Below are 25,603 nucleotides of genomic sequence, written 5' to 3' on the forward strand. Positions count from 1 at the left end.
TGATCTCTTAAGTTAAGCATAAAGAGTGAACGTGAAATGAATTTACTTAAGACTCAATCATTTAAGTAGTTTTAACCTTTGCTTGACCGAGTAAAGTGTTTTCTAGCAAGATCCTGACATTTGTGAGGAAAAAATTCCCAAAATAGCGACCTCGTTCCAACACTGTACTCAATGCTTCATTCGTTCGGTATTCAGTGTGCTGATTTTTAAGCAATGAAGGAATTAATATGAAGCCGCTAAAAACGCTACTGTTAAACGTCACTCAATTCATTGTGAGAAAGGTTGAAATTACCGCACGTTGTGTTTACCTACGCAGTCTTTTGTCGGAATTGTCCGCGGGTGAAGAGCTCTATAAGAAAGAGTGGTGTGGAAGAAAAGAGCAAAAGTTTATCGATAGAGTTAATGAAGACCTCGATACTCTTCGAATTGCGGTCAGAAGTAATCGTACGCGTATTGTTAGGTTGAGAAACTCTTAAATACTATTCAAAAAATGGAGCCGAAAGGCTCCATTTTGCGTTCTGCTAGCCAGATCAAAGCGCTAGGAACGACTCAATATTCCTCAAGTTGCACCGAAAGCCCAATTATTCCTGAATTTCCCCCATTTGGATTTGGCTTTAAGCCTGCCTTTTATTACTATGTGTAGCTATTCAAAAATACCCTAAATCCCGCAGGACACTGCCTGAGGCAGATGAGGAAATAATGCAACATCTACAAGAGATTATTGCGAACGCGACTGCAGCTATCGAAAGCGCAGATTCGCTTGTTGCACTGGATGAAGTGCGCGTTCAATTTTTGGGCAAGAAAGGCGAGCTAACTCAACAGCTCCAAAGCCTTGGTAAACTGCCACCAGAAGAGCGTCGTAGCGCTGGTCAAGAGATCAACAAAGCGAAAGGCGCAGTTCAGCAAGCTATCGCAGCGCGTAAAGACGCACTGCAAAAAGCAGAGCTAGAAGCAAAACTGGCTGCTGAGACTATCGATGTAACCATGCCTGGTCGTCGTATCGAGAACGGTGGTCTACACCCAGTAACTCGTACTATCGAGCGCATCGAAACCTTCTTTGGTGAGCTTGGCTTCTCAACTGAGTCTGGTCCAGAAATCGAAGATGCATTCCACAACTTCGACGCACTAAACATCGCGGAAGACCACCCTGCGCGTACTGACCACGATACCTTCTTCTTTAACCCTGACCTGATGTTGCGTACTCACACCTCTGGTGTTCAGATCCGTACCATGGAAAACGGCAAACCACCGTTCCGCTTCATCGCTCCGGGCCGTGTATATCGTAACGACTACGACCAAACGCACACCCCAATGTTCCACCAGGTTGAAGGTTTGATGATCGATGAGAACATCAACTTTGCACAACTTAAGGGCATTCTTTCTGAGTTCCTAACTGCTTTCTTCGAAGAAGAAGTAGAGGTGCGTTTCCGTCCTTCTTACTTCCCGTTCACTGAGCCTTCAGCAGAAGTTGACGTTAAGCGTAAAGACGGTAAATGGCTTGAGGTTCTGGGCTGCGGTATGGTTCACCCGAACGTACTTCGCGCGGTAGGTATCGACCCTGAGCAATACCAAGGCTTCGCATTCGGTATGGGTGTTGAGCGCTTGACCATGCTTCGTTACGGCGTAACGGACTTGCGTGCATTCTTCGAAAACGATCTTCGTTTCCTAAAACAGTTCAAGTAATTCAGGGGCAGAACTAGATGAAATTCAGCGAATCTTGGCTTCGTGAGTGGGTAAACCCTGCGGTTACTACTGACGAACTAACACACCAAATCACTATGGCTGGCCTAGAGGTAGACGACGTTCTTCCTGTAGCAGGCGAGTTTACCGGCGTTAAGGTTGGTAAAGTTGTTGAATGTGGCCAACACCCAGATGCAGACAAACTTCGCGTAACCAAAGTAGATGTTGGTGCAGAAGAACTTCTAGACATCGTTTGTGGTGCATCAAACTGCCGTGAAGGCCTTATCGTTGCAGTTGCAACTGTAGGTGCTGTTCTTCCTGGCAACTTTAAGATCAAGAAAGCGAAACTTCGCGGTCAACCTTCTCACGGCATGCTTTGCTCATTCACTGAACTAGGTATCGACGTTGAGTCTGACGGCATCATGGAGCTTCCAGAGACGGCGGTAATCGGCACTGACTTCCGTGAGTATCTGTCTCTAAACGACGTAACTGTAGACGTTGACCTAACAGCAAACCGCGCTGACTGCTTCAGCATCCGTGGTCTTGCTCGTGAAGTTGGCGTACTAAACCGCGAAGCGGTAACTGAGCCGGCAGCAAACGCAGTAACAGAAACCATTACTGACACTGTAGCGGTTGATATCCAAGCGTCTGTTGCTTGTCCACGTTACCTTGGCCGTGTGATTAAGAACGTAAACGTTAAAGCAAGCACACCAATTTGGATGCAAGAGAAGCTACGTCGTTGTGGCATCCGCTCTATCGACCCGGTAGTAGATATCACTAACTACGTGATGCTAGAGCAGGGCCAACCAATGCACGCATTCGATCTGAGCAAGATTGAAGGTGGCATCGTGGTTCGTATGGCTGAGCAAGACGAGAAGCTAACCCTTCTTGATGGTAACGAAGCGAAACTGAACGCAAACACGCTAGTTATCGCAGACCATAACAAAGCGCTTGCAATCGCAGGTGTATTCGGTGGCGAAGACTCAGGCGTAACCACTGAGACCACAGACGTGCTTCTTGAGAGTGCATTCTTTGCACCAGACTTCATCCGTGGCCGTGCACGTTCTTACGGTCTGCACACTGACTCTTCAATGCGTTTTGAGCGTGGTGTTGACTTTGCACTGCAGCACAAAGCAATGGAGCGCGCGACTGAGCTTCTAGTTGAGATCTGTGGCGGTGACGTTGCACCTATCAATGGTCAAGAGTTTGCTGACAACCTACCAAGCCAAAACAAGGTAGAGCTTCGTCGCACTAAGCTTGACCGCCTACTAGGTTACGCTATCCCAGATGCAGACGTAGTTGAGATCCTTGAGCGCCTTGGCTGCGACGTTGAAACTAACGACAACGGCTGGAGCGCAGTATCTCCATCATGGCGTTTCGATATCGCTATCGAAGAAGACCTAGTGGAAGAGGTTGGCCGTATCTTCGGTTACAACAACATCCCTAACCAAGCGCCAATCGCATCACTTACTATGAACGACCACCAAGAAGCGGCTCAGCCACTTAAACGTGTTCGTGACCTACTTGTTGACCGTGGTTACCACGAGGCCGTGACTTACAGCTTCGTTGAGCCTGAGCAACAAAAACTGATCGTGCCAGACGTTGAGCCATTGATCCTGCCTTTCCCAATCTCTGCGGAAATGTCAGCAATGCGTCTTCAGCTTCTACAAGGCCTGCTAAACACGGTTGTTTACAACCAGAAGCGTCAGCAGCCTCGCGTTCGTCTATTCGAATCTGGCCTGCGTTTCATCCCTGAGGTTGGTGCTGAGAACGGCATGCGTCAAGAGATGATGCTAGCGGGCGTAATCTCAGGTAGCCGTAGCGAAGAGCACTGGGACATCGAAACCAACACTGTTGATTTCTTTGATCTGAAAGGTGACCTAGAAGCGATCCTTGAGCTGACTTGCAACGAGAAAGCGTACAGCTTCGCAGCAACTAAGCACCCAGCACTTCACCCAGGCCAAGCGGCAGCTATCATCGTTGATGGCAAAGAGGTAGGTGTTATCGGTACTGTTCACCCTGAGCTTGAGCGCAAGTTTGGTCTAAACGGCCGTACTATCGTGTTCGAGATCGAGTGGTCAGCAATCGATACTCGCGTGCTTCCAGAAGCAGTAGCGGTTTCTAAGTTCCCTGCAAACCGTCGTGACATCGCTCTAGTAGTTGATGAAAGCGTAGCTTCAGGTGACGTAGTAGCGGCGTGTGCAGCTAACGGTGGCGAGCTTCTGACAGACGCTAAGCTATTTGACGTGTACCAAGGTAAAGGCGTTGAGGAAGGTAAGAAGAGCCTTGCTATTGCTCTGACTCTGCAATCTGTAGAGCGCACTCTTGAAGAAGCAGATATTGCAAGCGCGGTTGATGCGGTTGTAACGGCTGTAGCTGAGAAGTTTGACGCAACTCTGCGTGACTAATCGCTAAACCCGATTCAGTAAAAAGTCAGTCCTGTTTACAGGGCTGGCTTTTTTTATGAGTTCGATTTGCAAAATCTCTGCTTTGATACTTCTCTAAATCGTCCCAATTTTTACCCGATTTCTTTCAAGAATTGATTTGAGTGTAGTTCCTCTCAAACCCTAGATATTCTCTGGCTTCTCGTTCAAGTTGTCCCCTATAGGTGACTGATATATATAAATAAAATTTCACTGCTCATTACATTTTGGCTAATTTTTTTGCAATTTTGGTCTAAGGTTAGGGTTGAAACGCAAAAAAAGGGTTTAAGTGTTTAATTCTTATCAACTTTAAGCAGAAAAAAGTTGGCGAAACCGAAAAGCTTGTCATACACTTTCGATCGAGTCATCAATATGTAGTTGATTGTTAGACACTTTTTAGGGGCTACTGCTGAAAGTAGCTAAGATACATCTAGCTTTGAGGAAAGTTTTATGGCGCTCACCAAGGCCGATTTGGCGGAAAACCTGTTTGAGAATCTTGGATACAGTAAACGGGATGCCAAGGAAACCGTGGAAGTGTTTTTCGAAGAAATTCGTAAATCACTTGAAAGTGGCGAACAGGTAAAACTGTCCGGATTCGGTAATTTTGATCTGAGAGACAAGCGAGAGCGTCCTGGACGCAATCCTAAAACGGGTGAGGACATCCCGATCTCAGCACGCCGAGTTGTGACGTTTAGACCGGGCCAGAAATTAAAAGCTCGCGTTGAGGAATTGAAGAAAGGCGATGCCTCATAGAGTCATAGCAGGATGCACAAAAAAAGAGGTCATAATGACCTCTTTTTTAATGTCTGGAGAATGAGAACCACTTAGTAGTGGATCTTAACCTTCTTGCTTGCTTCTATCGCTGAATCAACCGCCGATTGAGTATCTTTACCGCGAGTCAAGATAACACCTAAACGGCGACGACCATCGATGTCAGGTTTGCCAAACAGACGGATCTGAGTATTTGGGTTGTTAACCGCTCTATCGATACCAGAGTAGCTTAGGTTGTTCGAAGTGCCTTGACCAAGAATTACCGCAGAAGCTGCAGGGCCGTTTTGGTTGATAGAGTGGATAGGATTGCCTGTGAATGCGCGCACGTGCAGAGCAAACTCAGACATCTCCTGAGAGATAAGCGTCACCATACCGGTATCGTGTGGGCGAGGGGACACCTCATTGAAGATAACGGTATCGCCTTTAACAAATAGCTCAACACCGAAGATGCCGTAGCCACCGAGAGCGTTTACTACCTGCTCAGCAACGTATTCCGCGGCTTTCTTAGCGTTCTCTGACATCTGTTGTGGCTGCCAAGACTCACGGTAGTCGCCATCTTCTTGACGGTGGCCAATCGGCTCACAGAAATGAACGCCATCTTCAGCGCGCACGGTAAGCTGTGTGATTTCATAATCAAAGTCGATAAAGCCTTCAACGATTACGCGACCTTCGCCACTGCGACCGCCTTCTTGAGAATATTCCCAAGCCTTAGCTATGTCATCTTCAGTGCGGATAACGCTCTGACCTTTACCAGAAGAGCTCATGATTGGCTTAACCACGCAAGGCATGCCAACCTCTTGTACTGCCTTTTCAAACTGCTCTTGGCTATCCGCAAACTGATAAGGAGAGGTTACTAGCTTAAGCTCTTCAGCGGCTAGACGACGAATGCCTTCACGGTTCATGGTCAGCTTAGTTGCGCGAGCATTTGGCACCACGGTTGTACCCTCGGCTTCAAGCTCAAGTAGGGTATCGGTCGCGATAGCTTCGATCTCTGGCACTATGTAGTGAGGCTGCTCTTTAGCAACGATCTCTTTTAGCGCTTCGCCATCTAGCATGTCCAGAACATAGCTGCGGTGCGCAACCTGCATAGCAGGCGCATTTTCGTAGCGGTCACAGGCGATCACTTCGATGCCTAGACGTTGACACTCAATAGCAACTTCTTTACCTAGCTCACCAGAGCCAAGAAGTAGAACCTTAGTAGCACCAGTAGCAGTAGCAGTACCTAGCATTTTAAATACCTTAATTGTGGAAAATTTTTGGCAAATGATACCCAAATCTAGTCATAACGCAAACGTTTGCTTAGTGAATTTCACCGATTTTTTATCTGGTAAAACAAACCCAGCAACTTGCTGGGTTTGATGACTAAAATAGGGGCTAAAGATTTTTATTCGTTGATGGCAATGTAGCGAATTGGAATGTCCGGATCGATAGCCTCTAGCGTCGCTTGAGTATCGGCGAGGTGAGAGATTGAACCTTGCTCCATCTCCGCCAGTGCGACCTCTTCAATGTCATTAAATGAGATACCTGACATCTGCAGATGCACCAGTGCAACCTGCAGTGGAGGCAGGCTAGGATTAAAAGCTGCGTTCTCTGCATAGCTGCCGCTGACTATTTCGCCGCTCTTCGCCTTAATGGCAATGCCGCTGTGATCTTTAGTGTAAGGCGCATGGCTCTTATTGAGAGCACCTAGAGCAACGTTCACAAGCTCATCACTCTCTTCAGAGCTAAAGCCATGGTCCACAGGGCTCATCAGACCGCTTTCGATGCCTAAATCTTTTGGCCCAAAGGATTCTGGCAGGTAAGCCTGAAGAGACATCTCATCACGCTCAGGTAGCTGAACCTGAAGCTTGTCTGCAGTGGAAAGCTCGTTCATAAACTGACGGCAATGACCACAAGGACTGAAATTGATAGTGATATCTAGGATGCCCGTTTCACCCTTCATCCAAGCGTGGCTTATCGCTGACTGCTCTGCGTGCACGGTTTGACCCAATTGAGCGCCGGCAAACTCTAGGTTGGCACCGAAATATAGGGTGTTGGAGTTGCCTTTTACGATAGCGCCGACATTGAAGTTCGAGATAGGGGCGACAGAGTAGGCTGCGGCAAATGGCAGTAATGCCAATTTGAGCTCTTGTTCGTCTAGCGCCGATGCTTGTTGTAGGGTTTTGAATTGCGCTTCAGTGACAACACCTTTGAAGTCTGGCTCATCGAAGATGGCTTTAAATGAATCTACCAACTCGGTTGGCAGGGTTTCATAGATATCATGAAATCGAGAGGTCATCAGGATTCCTTAGTTAGATTAACTTAGAGACATAATAGCCCATGGCTATCTAACTAAGAACTTGTTTTACCTCAACTAAACGTTTTCGCTCACATAAGCGACAGCATTAATCCCATGACCATAGGAGCAAAGATCGAGGTGATAACACCGCACAGTACTAAGGCGAGCGAGCTAAAGGCGGCATCTCGTCGACTGTGTTCAAACGCAGTCGCTGTTCCTAGGGCATGGCTGACGGTGCCAAGTGTTAATCCTTTAGCGATAGGGTGCTGGATGTTGAGCATTTTATAGATAGGGTAAGCGAACAAAGCGCCGCATAGACCGGCTAGCAACACTAGTATGGCTGCAATTGCTGGCTCTCCTCCGAGTTCTGCTGAGATCTGCATCGCGATAGCGGTTGTGACAGATTTACCCATGATGCTGGCAATAAGTGTCGATTCTGCGCCAAGACATACTGCCAGTAGGCCTGCGGTGAGCATGGAACCGACCGAACCTATGATGCAGGTGGTGAGTATCAGTTTCCACTTAGCGCGGATCTCCCCCAACTGCTCATACAACGGGTATGCAAGTGCCACTACCGCAGGTTGAAGTAGCATTTGCAACACACTGTTTCCCTCAAAGTAGGTCTGATATGGCACTTTAAAAAACAATAAGAACGGGATAATGATAAACAAACAGATCAGCAGAGGATTTGCCAGTGGATGACGCAACTTTGATGATATAGCGCGGGCCACAAAGTAGGCCACTATGGTAAGAAGCAGCCAACTCATTTTTTACTCTCTCCCAAAAGTTTATCCAGTGCTAAAGAGAGCACGCAGAGTACAAATAAGCTTCCCAAAACCACACTAACGATAATCGCCAGCGCATTGTCGAGCAGAAGATGATAGTGGTTCATCAAGCCGACACTGATTGGGATAAACAAGATGATCATATATTTGATCAGCAGCGAAGCGCTCGGTTGTACCCAGTGCGGTTTTACAAGCCCGCTAACCAAACCCAAAAACAGAATAATAAGCCCCAGTACACTGCCCGGGATCGCCAGAGACAGATGAACCTGAAGAAAGTTACCGGCCAGCAGAGCAAGGCAGATGAGCGCGGCGCTTAAGATATAGTAAAGGGCTTTTTGCATAGCTTACGAAACAAGTTGTTGAACGTATTGGAACACGGCTTTTAGCACCCGCATCTTCTTCTCATCGGCTTGATGTTCTTCACCGAGTCGCTCCAGATTGAGCATGTAGTCGGGTAGCTCTTGCTCGAATTTATCACGACAGTATCCAAGCCACTGTCTTTGTTCTTGGTCCGTTAGGGTATGGAAGTAGTGGCGTGCACGATAGCGAAACAGTAGCGGTTTAATTCGCTCGTCACCCAGTTGGATATCGAGCGAGCCTAGAGCTTCAGGGTTAGCATCTCGGATAATGCGCATCTGAGCTTTGTCGGCAGGGCTGAAAAACCCATCGTACAGCTGTTGATCCACATCTGGATTCTTGGCAAATTCTCGTCCTTCACTGAACACAAAATCCAGTTTTTCACGCACTTCTGGGTCTTGTTTAAGCTGAGCTTGTCTTTGCAGACATAGGGACTTGTCTATCTGTGTGCGCTCTAGTGCATCTGGGGTTAATACCCCAAGTGGCGCAAGGATAGGGCACTTGTTTAAATGAACTAGTTTCACCGGAATAGGCACCTCGCCATCTTCTAGCTCTGCTCTAGGTGTATACAACCTTGTTTTAATCTCTTCAGCTGAGAGTTCAAAAAGCGGGGTAATGTCTTGCGTAAGGTCGACACAGATAAGCGCTTTTTGTGGTGTCCAGCCGATTGGGGCAACCAGACCGGTTTTAAGATGTTCATTGCTGAGCATGCCAGAGACATGCACAAGCGGTGTCATCTCTGGAATATTAACTAGGGTGTTGAGTTTATTCTTACCACGGTGCTGATAGAAGAAATCGAACAGCCTCGGTTGGGCTTGCTTGACCTTTTTAGCCAATTCGATAGTCGCGTAAACGTCGGCCATCGCATCGTGCGCATTACTGTGTTCGATGCCGTTTGCCACAGAAAGGTGCTCCAGCTTAAAGCTTGTAAAGCCCTGGTCGTTCTCTGGCCAGTTGATGCCCTCTGGACGCAGTGCATGACAAGCGCGCATCACGTCGAGTAGGTCCCAGCGGGAGTTACCGTTCTTATAGCTCCACTCATACGGGTCTAGGAAGTTACGATAGCAGGTATAACGAGTTACTTCATCGTCAAAGCGTACGCTGTTATAGCCAAGGCTGGTGGTATTGGGTTTACTTAACTCGGCGTGGATAGTCGCAATAAATTCAGGCTCAGACAGGCCTTCATTGAGTGCTTTTTGTGGCGTGATACCTGTGACTAGTGCCGCTTCTGGACTTGGCAGATAGTCAGCGGGTGGTTGGCAATAGATCACCAAGGGCTCGCCAATGACATTTAGATCAGCGTCGGTGCGCACACCTGCAAACTGACAAGGTCTGTCCTTGGCTGGGCTTACTCCCCAAGTTTCGTAATCAAAAAAGAAAAAAGTCGGTTGGGGAGCCTGCATAAAAACTATCCATAATTCAAAGTGTTGGCCAAAGGGCAATCCACTTGTGATTATATCAAGTCATCACTGGCGTTATAAGTGTTAACTTATAACGCCTTACATCAAAGTCGGCCCTGAAGTGGCACTATGGTCACTGACTCACCAGCCTTAACATTATCAACCGCTGGGTCGATTTCGATAATGCAGTTCGCTTCACTCATAGAGCGCAGGATGCCAGAGCCTTGCTTGCCCGTTGTGCGAACCGTTAAACGGCCATGCTCATCCTTGCTGTATACGCCTCGGCTAAACTCAGTGCGGCCGATACGAGAACGAAGTGGCTCGCTAGCCACGGCTTGTAGTTTAAGTGGCTCCCAATCCGTTTCTCCTTGCATCTTGCGCAGTGCTGGTTCAACGAAGTTAAGGAATGAGACCATTACCGCTACTGGATTTCCTGGAAGACCAAAGAAAGGCTTGTTACTGATTTTACCAAACGCCAGAGGGCGACCTGGACGCATATTAATACGCCAGAAGTTGATTTCTCCTAGAGACTCTAGGGCATCCTTCACGTAATCCGCATCACCTACAGAGACGCCCCCCGAGGTCAGTACCACGTCCGCCTCATTTGAAGCTTTTGATAGTGCCTCTACAATCACCTCGTGCTTGTCTTCAAGGATCCCGTAATCCAAGATCTCACAGTTTAGATTCTCCAAAAGCCCCATCAGGGTATAGCGGTTGGAATCATAAATGGTATTGGCTTTAAAGCTAGAGCCAGGGGCTTGCACCTCATCACCAGTAGAGAAAATGGCAACCTTGAGCTTGCGTTTAACCTGTACCTCGCCGAGTCCAATGGACGCTAGCATACCCATCTCAGCGGAATAGATACGGGTGTTGGCATCAAACACTAGGCCAGACTCGGGCAAGTCTTCACCTGCCTGACGCACATTTTGACCAGCCTTGATTGTGGCATCGCCAAAGGTAACGGTTTTATCAGTTTGGGTTGCTTGTTCTCGCATTACTACTGTATCGCCATTCTCTGGGGTTGGCGCACCAGTCATGATCTTAACCGCTTCACCTTTTTGTAGAGGTTTGTCGTAGGCATAGCCAGCCATTACCTCAGCCACCACTTGATAGCTATCACGCTCAAGGTCATCACCACGGATAGCGTAGCCATCCATTGCCGAGTTGGTGTAAGCCGGAACATTAATTGGTGAGTGCACAGCGTCTGCTAGAACGCGTTTATAGCTATTTTCTACTGCAATGGTTTCGGTTAGAGATTGCGGGTTTACCGCTTCTAGGATCTTCTGTTGTCCTTGTTCTACCGAGAAGAAAGCTGGTGATAGGGTGTCGCAGCTTGCCGCCAAAGATGGCTTAGCAAGCGAGTAGTTTTCCACATAGCTAAGTACGAATGCTGAGATAGCATCCAGGTCATTAATATCAAGCTGAGGCAGCTCAGTATCCACATTTTCATCTGACGCTACCGCTACGATATTAGTATCAAACGGGTAAAGCCACGGCTTTTCTAGCTCTTTGCGGTGCAGTTCTATCTTAGGAAAGGCTATGTTCTTACAGCCCTCAACTAAGATAACGTCTAGCTTGTCGTGATCAAAACTAGTCAGTAGATATTCGAAATTTGCCTCAGCTTCAGGCGTCTCTGTCATTAGCGCAAAGCGGTTTCTTGATGAGATAAGCATCTGTGACGCGCCGGCTTTGCGCAGGCGGTAGCTGTCTTTGCCTGGCTTATCTACATCGAAGTTATGGTGTGCGTGCTTTAGCATACCCACTCTAAGTCCAGCTTCAGTGAGTTTCGGTAGTAGGGCTTCTAGTAGGGTGGTTTTTCCGGTGCCTGAGTAGGCAGCAAATCCAAGTAGTGGAAGGCGAGTTTGAATCATGAGAGGCTTCCGAATTGTTCAAGTTCTTGAGGCGTGTTTAGGTTCACGAAGCAGTCTGGAGAGTCTGAAAAGTCGACATTGACCACGTTACACTCTTTGTAAAACAGGATGATCTTACGCTCACCACGCTCTAAAAACTCAGTTAACTTAGGTAGAACGCGCTTGTGATACAGGGTAAACACTGGCTGCACGAAGTTGCCATCATGGGCGACCAAGATGTCACTCGCTTCAGTGATAGAGCTGGTAAAGCGCTCTACTAGGTCTTGGTTCAGCATTGGCGTGTCGCAAGGTACAAAGCCGACCCAGTCGGTATCGGTATTCTGCAAGCCAGCATGAATGCCGCCAAGGGGGCCGGGAAAGTCGGCTACTGAGTCTGAGATAACCGGTGCAAAGCTTGCATAGGCGTCTTGATTGCGGTTTGCGTTGATGGTGATGTGTGCTGTCTGAGCAGATAAGCGGTCTAGTACGTGTTTTACAAGTGGCTTACCGTTTAGTTCGATAAGCCCTTTGTCATTGCCACCCATGCGACTGGCTTGTCCACCCGCTAGGATTACCCAACTAATTGAGCTTGGTTGAGGCATAAGGATTCTCGTAGGTTGTTGATTTCACGATTTGTAATAGAGGAGACTCTATCAAAGTATTCTCCTTAATCCACCATTGCTTTTTGCAAAGTGCGGTCAAAGCATTACTTTGGTGGCTCGTGATGATCAAACTGGACCCGCGAGCGAGCAAATCCTTGGAGAGCTCTACGATTCGGTCGATGGATTCTTGGTCAAGAGAGGCGCTTGGCTCATCCATCATCAGGATAGAAGGCTTCAAAATCCATGCCCTGACGACTGCAACGCGCTGTTTCTCACCCCCTGACAATACAGAGATATGCTCATCAGCGATGGTCTCTAGCCCCACAAGGCGCAGTGCATTGATCACCTGAGCGCGCTTTTCTTGCGGAGACAGCTTCTGGAATTTTAATCCGTAGGCCACATTTTGATAGACGGTGCCATCAAACAGATAAGGGTTCTGATGCAGATAGATAACGTCTTTACGACCACTCTGCCCGGTAAAGCGTGAAAGCAGGCTTCGACTCGGTGGTATTAGCTTGCCTGTGGTGGGCTTGATAAGACCAGATAAAATCTTCAGCAGGGTAGTCTTGCCCACACCGTTATCACCCTTGAGATAAATCGCGTCGTTAGGGCCGATAACCAGTTCAGGGATGTGGAACAGCACCCTGTCTCTAAATCGCATTGAAACTTGCTTGGCGTTTATTTTTATTGTCATGCCTACGTTCTCAAATATCCTTTGCCTCGCATACTGGTCAACATAAAGTTAAGCAGAAGTGCGAGCGTTAGTAGAACCATTCCTAGTGCTACACCTTGTGCAAAAGCACCTTTACTACTTTCCAAGGCGATGGCGGTGGGGATGTTTCGCGTAATGCCTAAGATGTTTCCCCCTACCATCATGGAGCAGCCCACCTCAGTCACTATTCGCGAAAAACCTGCGATAGTGGCGGCCATTAGTGGAAAACGGGTCTCCCAGATAAGGGTAGCCATAATCCTCGGAATTGAGGCTCCAAGGGTGATAGCTGTTTCAACCGCCCGGCGGTCGCTGGATTGAAGCGCGCCGTGCATCATAGAAACCAAGATTGGGAAGCAGATAAGCATCTGCCCAAAGATCATCGCCTTTTGCGTGAACAGCATCTGCCAATCACCTAATGGCCCTGAGCGGGAGAGCATCATATATAGAAGCAGGCCAATCACCACAGTCGGAATTGCCTGCATGGTATTGATAATAGAGAGCAGGAACCACTTGCCCCTAAACTGGGTGTAAGCAAGGAAGAAGGACAAGATAATGGCGGGTAGCAGCACCAGTGAAATCGCGCTCAACGAGACGCTAAACGAAACTGCTACGATCTGCCAAAGCTCCATGTCAAAGCTGACAAGGAGCTTGAGTGCTTCTGTGGTGGTTTGCCACAAATCCATGCTTATTTCGCATCCTTGGTATCGGCATTAGCCACGAACAGCTGTTTGCCGTTCAGACGAAAACCGTTGATTAGGTCTTGCCCCTTGTTAGTCACTAGCCAATCACTGAATGCCTTTGCGTCTTGGTATTTGATGGTCGGGTAGCGGTCTGGATTGATCAGGATTACCTGATATGGGTTAAACAATTGTGGGTCGCCCTCATACAAAACATTCAGGTCTAGGCGTGAGTGATACGCAAGCCAGGTGCCTCGGTCTGTAAGGGTGTAACCCTGAAGCTCTGACGCCATATTGAGCGTAGGCCCCATACCTTGGCCGACAGCGCGATAACCTTGAAACTCAGGCTTGATTGCAGCTTGGCTCCACAGGTTCAATTCTTTCTTGTTAGTACCTGAATCATCGCCACGAGAGATAAAGATAACCTTGTTGTCAGCAATACGTGAGAAGGCGTCTTCCGCAGAAGCGCTTTGCTTAAGATGAGCAGGGTCGCTCTTAGGACCTACAATCACAAAATCGTTATACATCAGCTTTCTTGGCATGACGCCAAAGCCGCTTTGAACAAAACTCGCTTCCGCTTTTGGCGCGTGAGTCATAACCACATCTACATCGCCATTCTCGCCCATCTTAAGGGCCTTACCTGTACCAGCTGCGATAACATCAACCTTGATGCCAGTATCGGATTCAAACTTTGGCAACAGATAATCCAGCAGACCAGAGTGGTAGGTGCTGGTGGTGGTGGCTAGGCGAATACGATGCTCGTCAGCGGCATGCACGTTGAGACTGAGGAGTGCAGCAAGTAACAGGAGTGTTTTTTTCATTCTAGATTTCCTTGTGTCGCCATGCGGTTAACTGCAGGGCACGTTGAGTCATCCGGCCTAGAGAGGCCAGTCACCCAATTAAGCAACTTCAATGCCAGTTTGGAGATTAATCACCGCACAAGGGTCTTTACTGTCTAAATATTAGACCCATTGACGGTTTTTGAGTCGAATTAATCACCGAGGCTTATGCAAACTGGCTTCCTTGAGCTTGGTTTTACTCAGTAAAAATTTGAAGTGGGATAAAATGTCGCACATCAAAACTTGGGTATTCTTGAGTAATTGTTACACTGAGTGAAAACATAAAAACTGTAAATTATTCAATGTCTTCGATTGGTTCTAACATTTCTCAATATAAAGCTTTCTCTGTCCTAGTGGTAGACGATGAGGTCGGTATTCAGACCATGCTCAAGAAAGCGCTCGGTAAATGGTTTGGCTTGGTAGATAGCGCAAGCTCTGTGGCTGAAGCTGAGGCGCTAAAAGTCGATAACCACTACGACCTAATCATTCTTGATATCAATCTTCCCGGAGAAACAGGGGTAGAGTGGCTTACTCGATTTCCCGCTCAAGACAGACCCAATGACGTCATCTTTATGACCGGCTATGCAGACCTTGAAACGGCGATATCGGCTCTGAGACTTGGCGCGACTGATTTCATTCTAAAGCCATTTAGCCTTGAGCAGATGATGAGCTCTGTAAGCAGATGTATCGATAAGCGCCTTGGTGAGCGATGGCAGAGTGCGTTGGCACATGAAGTGGAAAGACACGTTGGCGCAGAAATCAAAGGTAACAGTGCGCAAACCAAGCAGTTAAAAACCTTGATTCAACAGTTCGCTCCTTCAAAGGCGAGTATCTTGGTCGAGGGTGAATCGGGAACGGGTAAAGAATTGGTTGCGCGTGGCATTCATCAAGCGAGCGAAAGGCGCGGTCCATTTGTTCCGGTTAACTGCGGTGCGATTGCACCTGAGCTTTTGGAAAGCGAGCTGTTTGGTCATGCATCTGGCGCCTTTACTGGCGCTAAGAAATCTCGCGAAGGGCTGTTTCGTGTGGCTAACGGCGGCACGCTATTTCTTGACGAGATAGGTGAGATGCCTCTGGCAATGCAATCCTCACTATTGAGAGTTCTAGAGCAAAAGGCGATACGTCCTGTTGGTACTGAAAAAGAGATCCCAGTAGATGTGCGCGTGGTGGCGGCAACCAACCGTGACCTTGAACAAGAGGTAAAACAAGGACGCTTTCGAGCTGATCTTTTCTATCGTCTGAATGTACTCCGCATCGATGTAAAACCACTAAGAGAGCGTAAACAAGATATCCAAGACTTGGTGCCTTTCTTTACCCGAATCCTAGCTAAAGAGCTTGGTATAGAAGAGCCAAAATGGGCGCATCAAGATATACAGGCACTAATGGGATACAACTGGCCCGGTAATATTCGTGAGCTTCGAAATCTTATTGAGCGCAGTATTTTGCTAAGACAATCGCCCGCGAGTCAGCTTCTCGGTATTGAAGTGGCGCAGCCGATTTCTGTTGATACACCCGAGTTAGGTGAAGAAGGGTATCCTCTGGAGTGGTCTCTAAAAGAGGTGGAAAAGGCGCACATACTGTCTGTGGTTGAAAAGCATCAAGGCAATAAATCTGCCGCGGCAAGGGATCTTGGCGTTGCTCGTAAAACTCTAGAACGTAAGTTCAAAGAGTGGGGCAATGAGAGCTATCCATGCGTCTAATGGTTAAGTGGGCGCAAAAATGGCGCCGCCGATTCCAAACCATGGTGCGCTATCGGTTAATGTTCTTAACCTCAGCGCCTATTTTCTTGACCCTGATAGCCCTTATCGGCATCACTATCTATTGGTCTATTCAATACACTTGGCAGAACGCGCTTCATGATGTTTCCGAGCGTTTAGAGCAGGCCAAAAACACGCTAGTTCAAGAACAAACGATGCAGCAGCAACAGTTGGATGCGCTGGCAAACTCTTATCAGTTCAGAGATAAACTACAAAGCCAAGAGTTAGATTCTTGGCTAAAAAGTGAAAAGCTCAGTCACCATTGGGACTTCATTAGCTTTAAAGATAAGCCACGCGATTCAGGAGCCAGCCTAGAGGTTTTGTTAGCGAGCGAGCTATCTGAAAAGCTAAAGCAAAAAGCGATCGTTCCAATCAAGGGAGAAGATGGCATAGAGAGCCGAGCTCTGTCTTTGGTTAGCCATGTTCGAGTAGAAGACCAAAACGGTAAATTTCTGGGAACCTTAACCGCTGGTCGCCTAATCAATAACAATGATCAGCTAGTGGATAGCATTCGCGATCGCATCTACCCGAAGATCAAGGAAGTGCCGTCGTTAAAGGGCACAGTGACGCTATTCTTGGATGACTTGCGAGTGGCGAGTAATGTTCCTCTCAATCAAAGCCGCGCTGTAGGTACCTTTGTTTCAGACAAGGTAAGAAAGCAGGTGCTTCTTTCTGGCAATACTTGGTCGGATCTCGCAACCATTAATGACACTTGGTATATCAGCGCTTATCTTCCCCTTAAAAATGGGCAAGATGAAACCATAGGTATGCTCTACACCGGCTATCGAATGAAGCCATTTCTCGCCACCTACCTGACCAATATCGTCGAAGTAGCGGTGATCACTGTGCTAATTCTCGCCCTTTCCGGTATTGCCGTTTATCGAGGCTCTCGTGACTTGTTTGCGCCGTTTGAACGCATTCATCGCGTGGTGCGCTTGGTTCAGATTGGTAAGCCGACCCGAATTGGTGATCTTGGCCTTAATGAAGACCATGAACTGGCTCAGCTTGCGCGTCAGTTCGACAATATGCTCGACAGCCTAGAGGCGAGCCATCAAGAGCTTCAACAAGCTGCGCATAGTCTTGAAGATAAGGTTGAGCGAAGAACTCAAAGTCTGCATGAGAAAACTCAGCAGCTAGAGCACCACATCAAGCTGTTAAATCAGACCCGAGATAAGTTGGTGGTGAGTGAGAAGCTGGCCGCTCTTGGGGAGCTAACTGCAGGTATTGCCCACGAGATAAATAACCCTGTAGCTGTGATTCTGGGCAACATTGAGCTTATCAAGCTTGAGTTAAGCATGGCAGGAGCCGAGCTTGAAGTGGACGAGGAAGTGGCCACCATCATAGCTCAGATAGACCGCATCCGAAATATCACGCACAGCCTGCTTCAATACAGCCGTCAGGGCGGTATCCAAGATGAAGTGACTTGGCAATATGTAAACCCCATCATCGAAGAGAGCGTGGTATTGGTCAAAACCGGCGACAAAAAACGCGGTATTGAGTTTATCACAAACCTCAAAGCGAGAAGCTCAGTTGAAATTAATCGCAATCAACTGTTGCAGGTGCTAGTGAATCTTCAAATGAACGCCGTGCACGCCATGGATAGCAGAGGCAAGCTCATCATAGAGAGTGAAGACTGGTTAGAGCATGGCGAGACACAAGGCGCTCTTATCCGTGTTATCGATGAGGGTTGCGGTATCGCACCTGCCAGATTGGCACGTATCTTTGACCCGTTTTATACCACTAAACGTCAGGGTACTGGTCTTGGACTATCCCTGTCGCAAAGTTTGCTCAGTCAGGTTGGGGGAGAGTTGTTAGCAGAGTCGGTAGAAGGAAAGGGAAGCACCTTTACTATAGTGCTTCCTCGAGTGGCGCAACCTCAGTTGCAGGTGGCAAATCTTTAATTCTGCTCTGTGTCGGCACCCTTCACATCAAATAGGATCTTGTCCGCTCCGGTAAAGGCTTGGAATCTCAAGCCTTTCGCGCGAGCAATAGTAGTAATGCCAAACTGCTTAGCAAGATCTAGCCCCATCTGGGTAACACCAGAGCGAGACAAGAGCACTGGAATACCCATCTGCGCAACCTTGATCACCATCTCTGATGTCAGGCGGCCCGTGGTATAGAAAATCTTATCCTCGCCACTGTCTTGGTTAAGCCACATCTCTCCGGCTAGCGTATCCACCGCATTGTGCCTGCCCACATCTTCCACAAATGACAGCACCTCGTCGCCTTTGCACACCGCACAGCCATGTACAGCGCCGGCTTTTTTATAGGTGTCATTGTAATGGGTGAGCGCTTCTAGAGTGGCGTAGATCTCGGATTGCTTGAGAGGTACCTGTGGAACCTGATAATTCTCCAATTGCTTCATCACGTTGCCGTACATGGTGCCTTGACCACAGCCGGAGGTAACGGTTTTTTTCTTAAGTGCCCCTTCGATATGGTCGATGTTTTCCTTAGTGATAACCGCCGCTGAACTGGTTTCCCAATCGATGATAAGGGATTCAATAGCGTCCGGATCTGAGATAAAGCCTTGGTTCTTTAGATAACCTAGTACCAAAGATTCAGGTCTAGAGCCAAGAGTCATCAGGGTCACCACCTCTTTCCAGTTAAGCATAACGGTAAGAGGTCTCTCACAGGCGATCTGTTTGACCAGTTTCTCGCCATACTCGTCGAATACCTCTACCTCTATGGTTTGCATCGGATTTTCACTGGTTTTAATAATACTTGGATGGGCCACTTGTTTGCCTTATTGCTGAGTGTCATTGATTTAAGTAAAGCAAATCTCGTTCCACAAAGCTTGGGCTTAGGCACTAAACTTAGAGTTGGCGCGTTAATTGCAAACCTTTGAATAGACATTCGTTTGAAAACTGAACATGAGGCTTTCTTTGAGCGATAAAGTAGTAAAAGACCAAACCCGGTGGACCTTAGGTTGTGGGCTAGAGCTAAAGGCCGTAGCTGGCAACAAATGGGGTCTATCTCAATGGCACCTGGATGGCTTCGAATTGCATCCTGAAGCAAGTGCTGATTTCTTAATGACGCTTGAGCTGTTTCGCGATGAGCGTACAGACTATCGATTTAACCTAAGCTCGCAACAACCCAAGCTGTTTGTTGTTCTGGATATATTGCAAAGCCTAGAAGAGCCAAACCTAGTGGCTATCAGCGCTTCACAAAGCCTTGCTGGTCAATATATGGATGGAGATTACCTAGTGCTGTCTGCGGATATGCCTGTGGCGATCCAAGCTTGGATGGAGGCCTTTATTGGCCGTAATGGCGAGCTTCTTGAAGAGCGTCGTAAGAAGCGTAAAGGAGCGGGGCGTTCAAGTGGCCAGTGAGTTTTTAAATAGATGGTCTCGTCGCAAGCTAAATCCTGAGACCGAAGTTGAAGAGCCAGCTCAAGAGTCGGTTCAAGAGCTAGCGCAAGAGGCTGCAGTTGAAGAGCCGACGGCAGAGCCCTTGGCTGATGAATCAGAAGTAGCGGAAGATATTGAGGACGAAGAGAAGTACAAGGATCTCAGTGTGGCTGAACTCCTTACTACTACGGCCGCGGCCTCAGTGAAGAAAGCCGCCCTGCGTAAGCTGTTTCTAAGTGGTGAGTTCAGTGCCGTAGATAATCTTAACGATTATGACCATGACTATGCCTCAGTGGGTAAGCTTGGCGCCGAGGTGGCTGAAAAGCTTCGAGATTGGGTGAAAGATGTCGAAGAAGAGCCTGAAGAGATCACCACCGAACATGAGGTGGTTGAAGAGCATGAACCTCTCGAAGCTGAAGAGAAAGAACAGCAGGAGAGTGTTGAAATCGCAGCTGAACAGGAAAGCGATGAACCAGGTGAGTCAGAGGGTGAGACAAAATATCCCACATAAAAACAAGGGACAATTTGACTCAGGTGCTATGTTTATAGGTGGGACAAATTGTCTCGCCTACACTTTTTAGAGCTTTCTCAGGCCTCACTCAGGCCTAATGCCTTGTAATTTAAGACATATTAAAAAGTTGGAACAGTAATTGCTTTAATAACCTGAAGCGACGCTGAAGTCGCTAATATGGATTGAATAGATGCTGAAACAACAACTAAAACAAGCAGATACTGAAAACGGTCGCGCACGCCTGTACGCACTGGAGAATACGGTTGAGCTCACTAACCTGATCCCACCAACCGTTTCTTATGAAAGTCTAGGGAATGCCCTTGTGGTAGGCCCCACCTCTATTATTGGCTCTTTGGCAAGCCAACTGTCAGATATGACTACGGTTACTCTACTTTCTACCGATGGTGAGAAAGATGAGGCACTGTCTCTTTATTTCACCTCTAAGGTGGCTATCTCTGGCTTTTTGGGAAGCTTTCAAGTACTCATCCAAAATCAGTGTGAGACGATAAACCTATCTAAGGTTGCGATAAACCAAGAGCACTTCGATGTGATTTTGGATATGACCCTTGATGGCTGTATGCGTGAAGAAGTCCCAGTACCAGGTTATTACCCAGTAGGGCGCGGGCACCCGAAACTTGCCGATGCCCTAGAAGAGATCCCAACTCTGAAAGGCACCTTTGATAAGCCGAAGTTCTTCCGTCTAAATAACGATATCTGTGCACACAGCTCACGCGGTCTAAAAGGGTGTGAGCGCTGCGTCGATGCCTGCCCTGCTGGGGCTCTTGAGAGTATCGGTACAGACAAAACCGGCTATAAGATAGAGATAAACCCTTATCTTTGCCAAGGGGTAGGTACCTGTGCTACCGCTTGTCCTACTGAAGCGATTCATTACGCTTTGCCAACACCTCAAGAAACACAAAAGTTTATTGAGCGCACACTGGCCAACTACTTCAAAGCCGGTGGTGTTGAGCCAATCATCTTGGTGTGCAGTAAGCCACACGAACAGTACAACATGATGGCGCTGCAAGCTCTGCCTGAGAACGTGATTCCGATAGAGGTAGAAGACCTGCCTTCGATCGGTATCGATACCTGGTTTGCAGCCCTAGTGAACGGTGCCACTCAGGTGATGTTTGCGGCTAGCCAGCGCATGCCAGAGACCATTATTCGCGTGCTGACTGCAGAGGTGGCGCAAGCTCAGACCCTGCTTGAACAGCTTAGTCTGAATAAATCGACCATAGAGATCTTATACCTAGAGTCTCTTCGCCAAGGACCACCTGAGCTTATCACTCAAGACCTGGGCCTACGCCTTGGTGACATGCAGGGCAATAAGCGTGAGCGTTTGTTTGCCTCACTCGATGCACTGGCTCAGCAATACCCGATCGATACGCCGGTCACTACCTTGCCAGAGGGGGCGCCGTTTGGTGAGGTGAAGTGCGATACCGACAAATGCACGCTATGCATGAGCTGTGTGGCGGTGTGTCCAACACGAGCACTTCACCACCATGATGGTGACGTTCCAAACCTGAGCTTCGTTGAACAAGATTGCGTGCAGTGCGGTATGTGCGAAAAAGCCTGCCCTGAGAATGCACTGTCTATCCAGGCTCGATTCAACTGGGATCAAGAAAGCAGGCAAGCCCCACAAACGCTTCATCAAGAACAGCCGGCTCTTTGCCTACGTTGTCAGAAGCCATTTGCACCTCAGTCTATGGTGAACATGCTACAGGATAAGTTACGCGGTCACTCTCATTTCTCTGATGAAACCTCTCTACGCCGCATCGCCATGTGTGAAGACTGTCGAGTGATCGATATGTTTGAGTCCATGGCCGATGACCCAACCCAGCAACTCAAATATTAAGGGCAGCACTTTGGAAGAACAAACTAGGCTTCGATGCGACATCTACTTGGTACTGGCGAGTCTATTTCGTGGTGCGCCATCGGATGATGCGCTTAAGTTTCTGGCTACGTTAGAAACCGAGCAAGAGAGCAGTGAAATGCAGTCTGCTTGGCAGGCGTTGGCTGTTGCTGCGCAGAGTGCTGACCCGATAGCACTTGAGGATGAATATCAAGAGCTGTTTATTGGCGTAGGTCGAGGCGAAGTCGTGCCATTTGGTTCATGGCATCAGATGGGTTCTCTTATGGATAAGCCGTTAGCCTATGTCCGTCAAGACCTCGATAGGTTGGGCTTTGAGCGTGAAGAGAGCGTTAAAGAGCCAGAGGATCATATCGCTGCTCTGTCTGAGGTGATGGCCATGCTACTACCAGACTCAGAACAAGAGGCTCAAGCCTTCTTTAACAGACACATAGCGCCATGGTTCAACGACCTAGAAAAGCAGATCCGCGAGGCCAAAAGTGCCGACTTTTACGTGAATGTCGCCAAGCTTATGACGACATTCTTTGAAATAGAGAGGGTGCGATTTAGCGATAAGCACGCATCCAACCTAAGCTTAAACACAATTAACGTGAAAAATGTCACTGATTCTATCAAGTGATAAAAAATAAACGCGAGAAGGTTCAACCTTCAAGATGCCGAAAGGTAAAGGAAGCAAACATGAAAGATAGGAACGACGTGAACACCAGTCGTCGCAGTCTGCTCAAAGGCATAACCACTGCCGCTGTAGCAACTACGATCGCCGCTGGGACTACAAAAGTAGCTAACGCCGCTACCGGTGAGACGCCAAGTGTCAAAAAAGACAAGAAAGGCTATCACGAAACCCAACATATTCGTGATTACTACGATACGTTGTAAGGAGCTGTGACATGAAATTAGTGAAACGTTCCGAGAGCGTCAGCAAGAATCAAAATGGGCTCGGTGTCTCCCGCCGTTCCTTTATGAAAAACACCTCTTTAGCTGCTGGTGGTGCTATGGTTGGGGCAGGTTTGTTTGCTCCTAGCATGATGCGGAAAGCGGAAGCAAAGTCTGTCGATCCAGATGCGAAGACCGAAGTAAAACGTACCATCTGTTCCCACTGTTCTGTAGGTTGCGGCATTTACGCCGAAGTACAAAATGGCGTGTGGACAGGGCAAGAGCCAGCGTTTGACCACCCATTTAATGCCGGTGGCCACTGTGCAAAAGGTGCGGCTTTGCGTGAACACGGCCACGGTGAACGTCGTCTGAAGTACCCGATGAAGCTTGAAGGCGGCAAGTGGAAGAAGCTTAGCTGGGATCAGGCTATTGAAGAGATAGGCAGTAAGTGTTTGGAGATCCGTGAGCAATCCGGTCCAGACTCGGTCTATTTCCTAGGTAGTGCGAAGCACAACAATGAACAAGCTTATATGTTCAGAAAGATGGCTTCTCTTTGGGGTACCAACAACGTTGACCACCAAGCGCGTATCTGTCACTCCACAACCGTAGCCGGTGTAGCAAACACCTGGGGCTATGGTGCGATGACTAACTCCTTTAATGACATGCACAACTGTAAGTCGATGCTGTTCATTGGGTCTAACCCAGCGGAAGCTCACCCAGTTGCCATGCAGCACATTCTGATCGCGAAAGAGAAGAACAATTGTAAGATTGTGGTGGCGGACCCGCGTCGTACACGTACGGCGGCTAAGTCTGATCACTATGTTTCACTTCGCCCAGGTACAGACGTTAGCTTTATCTGGGGTCTTCTATGGCACGTATTTAAAAACAACTGGGAAGATAAAGAATTTATCCGCCAGCGTGTTTACGGCATGGACGAAATCAAAGCCGAAGTGGCGAAATGGAACCCAGAAGAGGTTGAGCGCGTTACCGGTGTGAGTGAAGCGGACGTGTATAAAACGGCGAAACTGCTTTCTGAAAACCGTCCTGGATGTATCGTTTGGTGTATGGGTGGCACTCAGCACACCACAGGTAACAACAACACCCGCGCATACTGCGTACTTGAACTTGCTCTAGGTAACATTGGTAAATCTGGCGGCGGTGCAAACATCTTCCGTGGTCACGATAACGTACAAGGTGCAACTGACCTTGGCGTGCTATCTCACACCCTACCTGGCTATTATGGCCTAGCAGATGGTTCGTGGGCGCACTGGGCACGTGTTTGGGATCTGGAGTTTGATTGGGTTAAGAATCGCTTCGATCAGACCGAGTACAACGGCAAGAAACCGATGAATAACATGGGTATTCCTGTGTCACGTTGGGTAGATGGCGTACTTGAAGACAAGACCAAAATTGAGCAGAACGATAATATCCGTGCCATGTTCTACTGGGGCCACGCAGTAAACTCTCAGACCCGTGGTCCTGAGATGAAAAAAGCTATGGCTAAGCTGGATATGATGGTTATCGTAGACCCATATCCAACTCATGCAGCGGTTATGAATGACCGTACTGATGGCATCTACCTACTACCTGCAACCACTCAGTTTGAAACAACCGGTAGTGTGACTGCATCTAATCGCTCACTACAGTGGCGTGACAAAGTCGTTGAGCCTTTGTTCGAGTCTAAACCTGACCATGAGATCATGTATCTTCTTAGCCAGAAACTCGGCATTTCTGAGCAGTTATTCAAGAACATTGAAATCAAAGGCAACGAGCCTGTTATCGAAGACATCACCCGAGAATTTAACAAGGGTATGTGGACTATCGGTTATACAGGTCAAAGCCCTGAACGCTTGAAAGAGCACCAGCGAAACTGGCATACCTTCCACAAAACTTCACTCGTTGGTGAGGGTGGTCCTGCAAGCGGTGAGACCTACGGTCTGCCTTGGCCTTGCTGGGGCAACGCTGAGATGAAGCACCCGGGAACACACATCCTTTATGATACCTCGAAGCCTGTTGCTGAGGGTGGCGGTAACTTCCGAGCTCGCTTCGGTGTGGAGCATGAAGGTGAGAACATCCTAGCGGTAGACAGCTTCTCGAAAGGTTCTGAAATCGAGGACGGCTATCCAGAATTTACCGATAAGATGCTAAAAGCGCTTGGTTGGTGGGATGATCTAACCGCAGAAGAGAAAACTGCAGCAGAGGGTAAAAACTGGAAGACTGACCTTTCTGGTGGTATCCAGCGTGTGGCTATTGCCCACGGTTGTATCCCATTTGGTAACGCAAAAGCGCGTGCTATCGTTTGGACCTTCCCAGACCGAGTGCCACTTCACCGTGAGCCACTGTATACACCTCGTCGCGACTTGGTTGCGGACTATCCGACTTGGAATGACTCTAAAGCAATCTATCGTCTGCCAACTCTTTATAAGTCTATCCAAGACCAAGATAAATCGGCTGAATATCCAATCGTTCTGACCTCAGGTCGTCTGGTTGAGTATGAGGGCGGTGGTGAAGAGACACGTTCAAACCCATGGCTAGCGGAACTTCAACAAGAGATGTTTGTTGAGGTGAACCCAGCAGATGCGAATGACCTTGGCTTTAAAGATGGCGAAGAAGTTTGGGTAGAGGGTGCAGAGAAAGGACGCATTAAGGTGAAAGCTATGGTGACACGTCGCGTGAAGCCTGGCATGGCCTTTATTCCGTTCCACTTCGGCGGTAAGTTCGAGGGTGAAGACCTTCGTCATAAATACCCAGAAGGTACCGACCCTTATGTCATTGGTGAGGCGGCTAACACGGCAACCACCTATGGTTACGACCCTGTCACTCAGATGCAGGAATCGAAAGTGACACTTTGTAATATTCGTAAGGCGTAAG

23 protein-coding genes are annotated in these 25,603 nt (G+C 48.1%); 12 read left to right on the plus strand and 11 right to left on the minus strand.

Annotated elements, in window-relative coordinates; all coding sequences use genetic code 11:
* Positions 1–227: 227 nt before the first annotated feature.
* The 4 genes from Pcarn_RS05915 to ihfA all read left to right on the plus strand — a co-directional run bounded on the left by Pcarn_RS05915 (position 228) and on the right by ihfA (position 4,856).
* The gene (locus Pcarn_RS05915) at positions 228–476 is read left to right on the plus strand and encodes a hypothetical protein (RefSeq protein ID WP_261835457.1); all 249 of its coding nucleotides are present in this window, start codon (positions 228–230) and stop codon (positions 474–476) included.
* Positions 477–699: 223 nt separating this feature from the next.
* Positions 700–1,683 (plus strand): phenylalanine--tRNA ligase subunit alpha, encoded by a 984-nt coding sequence (pheS, locus tag Pcarn_RS05920; RefSeq protein ID WP_261835458.1) that lies wholly within the window; start codon positions 700–702, stop codon positions 1,681–1,683.
* A 17-nt stretch (positions 1,684–1,700) separates the two neighbouring features.
* On the plus strand, positions 1,701–4,088 hold the full coding sequence (pheT, locus tag Pcarn_RS05925) for a phenylalanine--tRNA ligase subunit beta (RefSeq protein WP_261835459.1): 2,388 nt from the start codon (positions 1,701–1,703) through the stop codon (positions 4,086–4,088).
* Between the two features lie 465 nt (positions 4,089–4,553).
* Positions 4,554–4,856 carry an integration host factor subunit alpha gene (gene ihfA / locus Pcarn_RS05930; RefSeq protein WP_261835460.1) on the plus strand — a complete coding sequence of 101 codons (303 nt, stop codon included), beginning with the start codon at positions 4,554–4,556 and terminating at the stop codon, positions 4,854–4,856.
* 71 nt (positions 4,857–4,927) lie between these two features.
* Here the strand turns inward: ihfA and purT are convergent, their stop codons facing one another.
* From purT to Pcarn_RS05980, 10 genes are all read right to left on the minus strand, one after another.
* Positions 4,928–6,103, minus strand: coding sequence for a formate-dependent phosphoribosylglycinamide formyltransferase (purT, locus tag Pcarn_RS05935; protein WP_261835461.1), 1,176 nt, complete (start codon positions 6,101–6,103; stop codon positions 4,928–4,930).
* 155 nt (positions 6,104–6,258) lie between these two features.
* Positions 6,259–7,152, minus strand: a complete 894-nt coding sequence (gene cdd, locus Pcarn_RS05940; RefSeq protein WP_261835462.1) for a cytidine deaminase — start codon at positions 7,150–7,152, stop codon at positions 6,259–6,261.
* An 89-nt stretch (positions 7,153–7,241) separates the two neighbouring features.
* A complete protein-coding gene (locus Pcarn_RS05945; protein WP_261835463.1) occupies positions 7,242–7,919 on the minus strand; it encodes a CidB/LrgB family autolysis modulator in 678 nt (225 codons plus the stop codon).
* Positions 7,916–8,278, minus strand: a complete 363-nt coding sequence (locus Pcarn_RS05950) for a CidA/LrgA family protein (protein ID WP_261835464.1) — start codon at positions 8,276–8,278, stop codon at positions 7,916–7,918. The genes Pcarn_RS05945 and Pcarn_RS05950 overlap by 4 nt, the downstream gene beginning before the upstream one ends.
* A gap of 3 nt (positions 8,279–8,281) precedes the next feature.
* Complete coding sequence (gene sbcB, locus Pcarn_RS05955) at positions 8,282–9,697, minus strand: exodeoxyribonuclease I (RefSeq protein WP_261835465.1); 1,416 nt, start codon at positions 9,695–9,697, stop codon at positions 8,282–8,284.
* A gap of 101 nt (positions 9,698–9,798) precedes the next feature.
* Positions 9,799–11,565, minus strand: coding sequence for a bifunctional molybdopterin-guanine dinucleotide biosynthesis adaptor protein MobB/molybdopterin molybdotransferase MoeA (locus tag Pcarn_RS05960; protein ID WP_261835466.1), 1,767 nt, complete (start codon positions 11,563–11,565; stop codon positions 9,799–9,801).
* Positions 11,562–12,146, minus strand: a complete 585-nt coding sequence (mobA, locus tag Pcarn_RS05965) for a molybdenum cofactor guanylyltransferase MobA (protein ID WP_261835467.1) — start codon at positions 12,144–12,146, stop codon at positions 11,562–11,564. The genes Pcarn_RS05960 and mobA overlap by 4 nt, the downstream gene beginning before the upstream one ends.
* The gene (locus Pcarn_RS05970; protein ID WP_261835468.1) at positions 12,124–12,840 is read right to left on the minus strand and encodes an energy-coupling factor ABC transporter ATP-binding protein; all 717 of its coding nucleotides are present in this window, start codon (positions 12,838–12,840) and stop codon (positions 12,124–12,126) included. The genes mobA and Pcarn_RS05970 overlap by 23 nt, the downstream gene beginning before the upstream one ends.
* Before the next feature lie 2 nt (positions 12,841–12,842).
* Entirely contained in the window at positions 12,843–13,541 is a 699-nt protein-coding gene (locus tag Pcarn_RS05975) for an ABC transporter permease (RefSeq protein ID WP_261835469.1), read from the minus strand.
* Between the two features lie 2 nt (positions 13,542–13,543).
* Entirely contained in the window at positions 13,544–14,356 is an 813-nt protein-coding gene (locus Pcarn_RS05980) for a substrate-binding domain-containing protein (protein WP_261835470.1), read from the minus strand.
* Between the two features lie 320 nt (positions 14,357–14,676).
* Between Pcarn_RS05980 and Pcarn_RS05985 the strand changes: the two genes are divergently transcribed.
* The gene (locus Pcarn_RS05985; protein ID WP_261835471.1) at positions 14,677–16,074 is read left to right on the plus strand and encodes a sigma-54-dependent transcriptional regulator; all 1,398 of its coding nucleotides are present in this window, start codon (positions 14,677–14,679) and stop codon (positions 16,072–16,074) included.
* Positions 16,065–18,032: a sensor histidine kinase gene (locus tag Pcarn_RS05990; RefSeq protein WP_261835472.1), complete on the plus strand. Its 1,968-nt coding sequence runs from the start codon at positions 16,065–16,067 to the stop codon at positions 18,030–18,032. Before Pcarn_RS05985 ends, Pcarn_RS05990 begins: the two co-directional genes overlap by 10 nt.
* Here the strand turns inward: Pcarn_RS05990 and Pcarn_RS05995 are convergent.
* Positions 18,029–18,865, minus strand: a complete 837-nt coding sequence (locus Pcarn_RS05995; protein WP_261835473.1) for a formate dehydrogenase accessory sulfurtransferase FdhD — start codon at positions 18,863–18,865, stop codon at positions 18,029–18,031. The genes Pcarn_RS05990 and Pcarn_RS05995 overlap by 4 nt on opposite strands.
* A 130-nt stretch (positions 18,866–18,995) precedes the next feature.
* On the opposite strand from Pcarn_RS05995, the gene Pcarn_RS06000 reads away from it, so the two are divergent.
* The 6 genes from Pcarn_RS06000 (at position 18,996) to Pcarn_RS06025 (ending at position 25,602) form a co-directional block, all read left to right on the plus strand.
* Entirely contained in the window at positions 18,996–19,460 is a 465-nt protein-coding gene (locus Pcarn_RS06000; RefSeq protein WP_261835645.1) for a DUF3305 domain-containing protein, read from the plus strand.
* The gene (locus Pcarn_RS06005; RefSeq protein WP_261835474.1) at positions 19,450–19,989 is read left to right on the plus strand and encodes a DUF3306 domain-containing protein; all 540 of its coding nucleotides are present in this window, start codon (positions 19,450–19,452) and stop codon (positions 19,987–19,989) included. Before Pcarn_RS06000 ends, Pcarn_RS06005 begins: the two co-directional genes overlap by 11 nt.
* Positions 19,990–20,179: 190 nt before the next feature.
* A complete protein-coding gene (locus Pcarn_RS06010) occupies positions 20,180–21,844 on the plus strand; it encodes a 4Fe-4S binding protein (RefSeq protein WP_261835475.1) in 1,665 nt (554 codons plus the stop codon).
* A complete protein-coding gene (locus Pcarn_RS06015) occupies positions 21,816–22,478 on the plus strand; it encodes a TorD/DmsD family molecular chaperone (RefSeq protein ID WP_261835476.1) in 663 nt (220 codons plus the stop codon). Before Pcarn_RS06010 ends, Pcarn_RS06015 begins: the two co-directional genes overlap by 29 nt.
* Before the next feature lie 59 nt (positions 22,479–22,537).
* Complete coding sequence (locus Pcarn_RS06020) at positions 22,538–22,735, plus strand: twin-arginine translocation signal domain-containing protein (RefSeq protein WP_261835477.1); 198 nt, start codon at positions 22,538–22,540, stop codon at positions 22,733–22,735.
* Positions 22,736–22,746: 11 nt separating this feature from the next.
* On the plus strand, positions 22,747–25,602 hold the full coding sequence (locus Pcarn_RS06025; RefSeq protein WP_261835478.1) for a formate dehydrogenase subunit alpha: 2,856 nt from the start codon (positions 22,747–22,749) through the stop codon (positions 25,600–25,602).
* The last annotated feature ends 1 nt before the right edge of the window (position 25,603 follow it).

The organism is Vibrio ishigakensis (genome assembly GCF_024347675.1).
Classification (GTDB): Bacteria; Pseudomonadota; Gammaproteobacteria; order Enterobacterales; family Vibrionaceae; genus Vibrio; species Vibrio ishigakensis.

What these genes read in the sequence shown, in the direction of transcription:
- Pcarn_RS05915 (WP_261835457.1), top strand. Translation starts at nt 228, where the DNA reads ATGAAGCCGCTAAAAACGCTACTGTTAAACGTCACTCAATTCATTGTG.
- pheS (WP_261835458.1), top strand. Translation starts at nt 700, where the DNA reads ATGCAACATCTACAAGAGATTATTGCGAACGCGACTGCAGCTATCGAA.
- pheT (WP_261835459.1), top strand. Translation starts at nt 1,701, where the DNA reads ATGAAATTCAGCGAATCTTGGCTTCGTGAGTGGGTAAACCCTGCGGTT.
- ihfA (WP_261835460.1), top strand. Translation starts at nt 4,554, where the DNA reads ATGGCGCTCACCAAGGCCGATTTGGCGGAAAACCTGTTTGAGAATCTT.
- purT (WP_261835461.1), bottom strand. Translation starts at nt 6,103, where the DNA reads ATGCTAGGTACTGCTACTGCTACTGGTGCTACTAAGGTTCTACTTCTT.
- cdd (WP_261835462.1), bottom strand. Translation starts at nt 7,152, where the DNA reads ATGACCTCTCGATTTCATGATATCTATGAAACCCTGCCAACCGAGTTG.
- Pcarn_RS05945 (WP_261835463.1), bottom strand. Translation starts at nt 7,919, where the DNA reads ATGAGTTGGCTGCTTCTTACCATAGTGGCCTACTTTGTGGCCCGCGCT.
- Pcarn_RS05950 (WP_261835464.1), bottom strand. Translation starts at nt 8,278, where the DNA reads ATGCAAAAAGCCCTTTACTATATCTTAAGCGCCGCGCTCATCTGCCTT.
- sbcB (WP_261835465.1), bottom strand. Translation starts at nt 9,697, where the DNA reads ATGCAGGCTCCCCAACCGACTTTTTTCTTTTTTGATTACGAAACTTGG.
- Pcarn_RS05960 (WP_261835466.1), bottom strand. Translation starts at nt 11,565, where the DNA reads ATGATTCAAACTCGCCTTCCACTACTTGGATTTGCTGCCTACTCAGGC.
- mobA (WP_261835467.1), bottom strand. Translation starts at nt 12,146, where the DNA reads ATGCCTCAACCAAGCTCAATTAGTTGGGTAATCCTAGCGGGTGGACAA.
- Pcarn_RS05970 (WP_261835468.1), bottom strand. Translation starts at nt 12,840, where the DNA reads ATGACAATAAAAATAAACGCCAAGCAAGTTTCAATGCGATTTAGAGAC.
- Pcarn_RS05975 (WP_261835469.1), bottom strand. Translation starts at nt 13,541, where the DNA reads ATGGATTTGTGGCAAACCACCACAGAAGCACTCAAGCTCCTTGTCAGC.
- Pcarn_RS05980 (WP_261835470.1), bottom strand. Translation starts at nt 14,356, where the DNA reads ATGAAAAAAACACTCCTGTTACTTGCTGCACTCCTCAGTCTCAACGTG.
- Pcarn_RS05985 (WP_261835471.1), top strand. Translation starts at nt 14,677, where the DNA reads ATGTCTTCGATTGGTTCTAACATTTCTCAATATAAAGCTTTCTCTGTC.
- Pcarn_RS05990 (WP_261835472.1), top strand. Translation starts at nt 16,065, where the DNA reads ATGCGTCTAATGGTTAAGTGGGCGCAAAAATGGCGCCGCCGATTCCAA.
- Pcarn_RS06010 (WP_261835475.1), top strand. Translation starts at nt 20,180, where the DNA reads ATGCTGAAACAACAACTAAAACAAGCAGATACTGAAAACGGTCGCGCA.
- Pcarn_RS06015 (WP_261835476.1), top strand. Translation starts at nt 21,816, where the DNA reads ATGACCCAACCCAGCAACTCAAATATTAAGGGCAGCACTTTGGAAGAA.
- Pcarn_RS06020 (WP_261835477.1), top strand. Translation starts at nt 22,538, where the DNA reads ATGAAAGATAGGAACGACGTGAACACCAGTCGTCGCAGTCTGCTCAAA.
- Pcarn_RS06025 (WP_261835478.1), top strand. Translation starts at nt 22,747, where the DNA reads ATGAAATTAGTGAAACGTTCCGAGAGCGTCAGCAAGAATCAAAATGGG.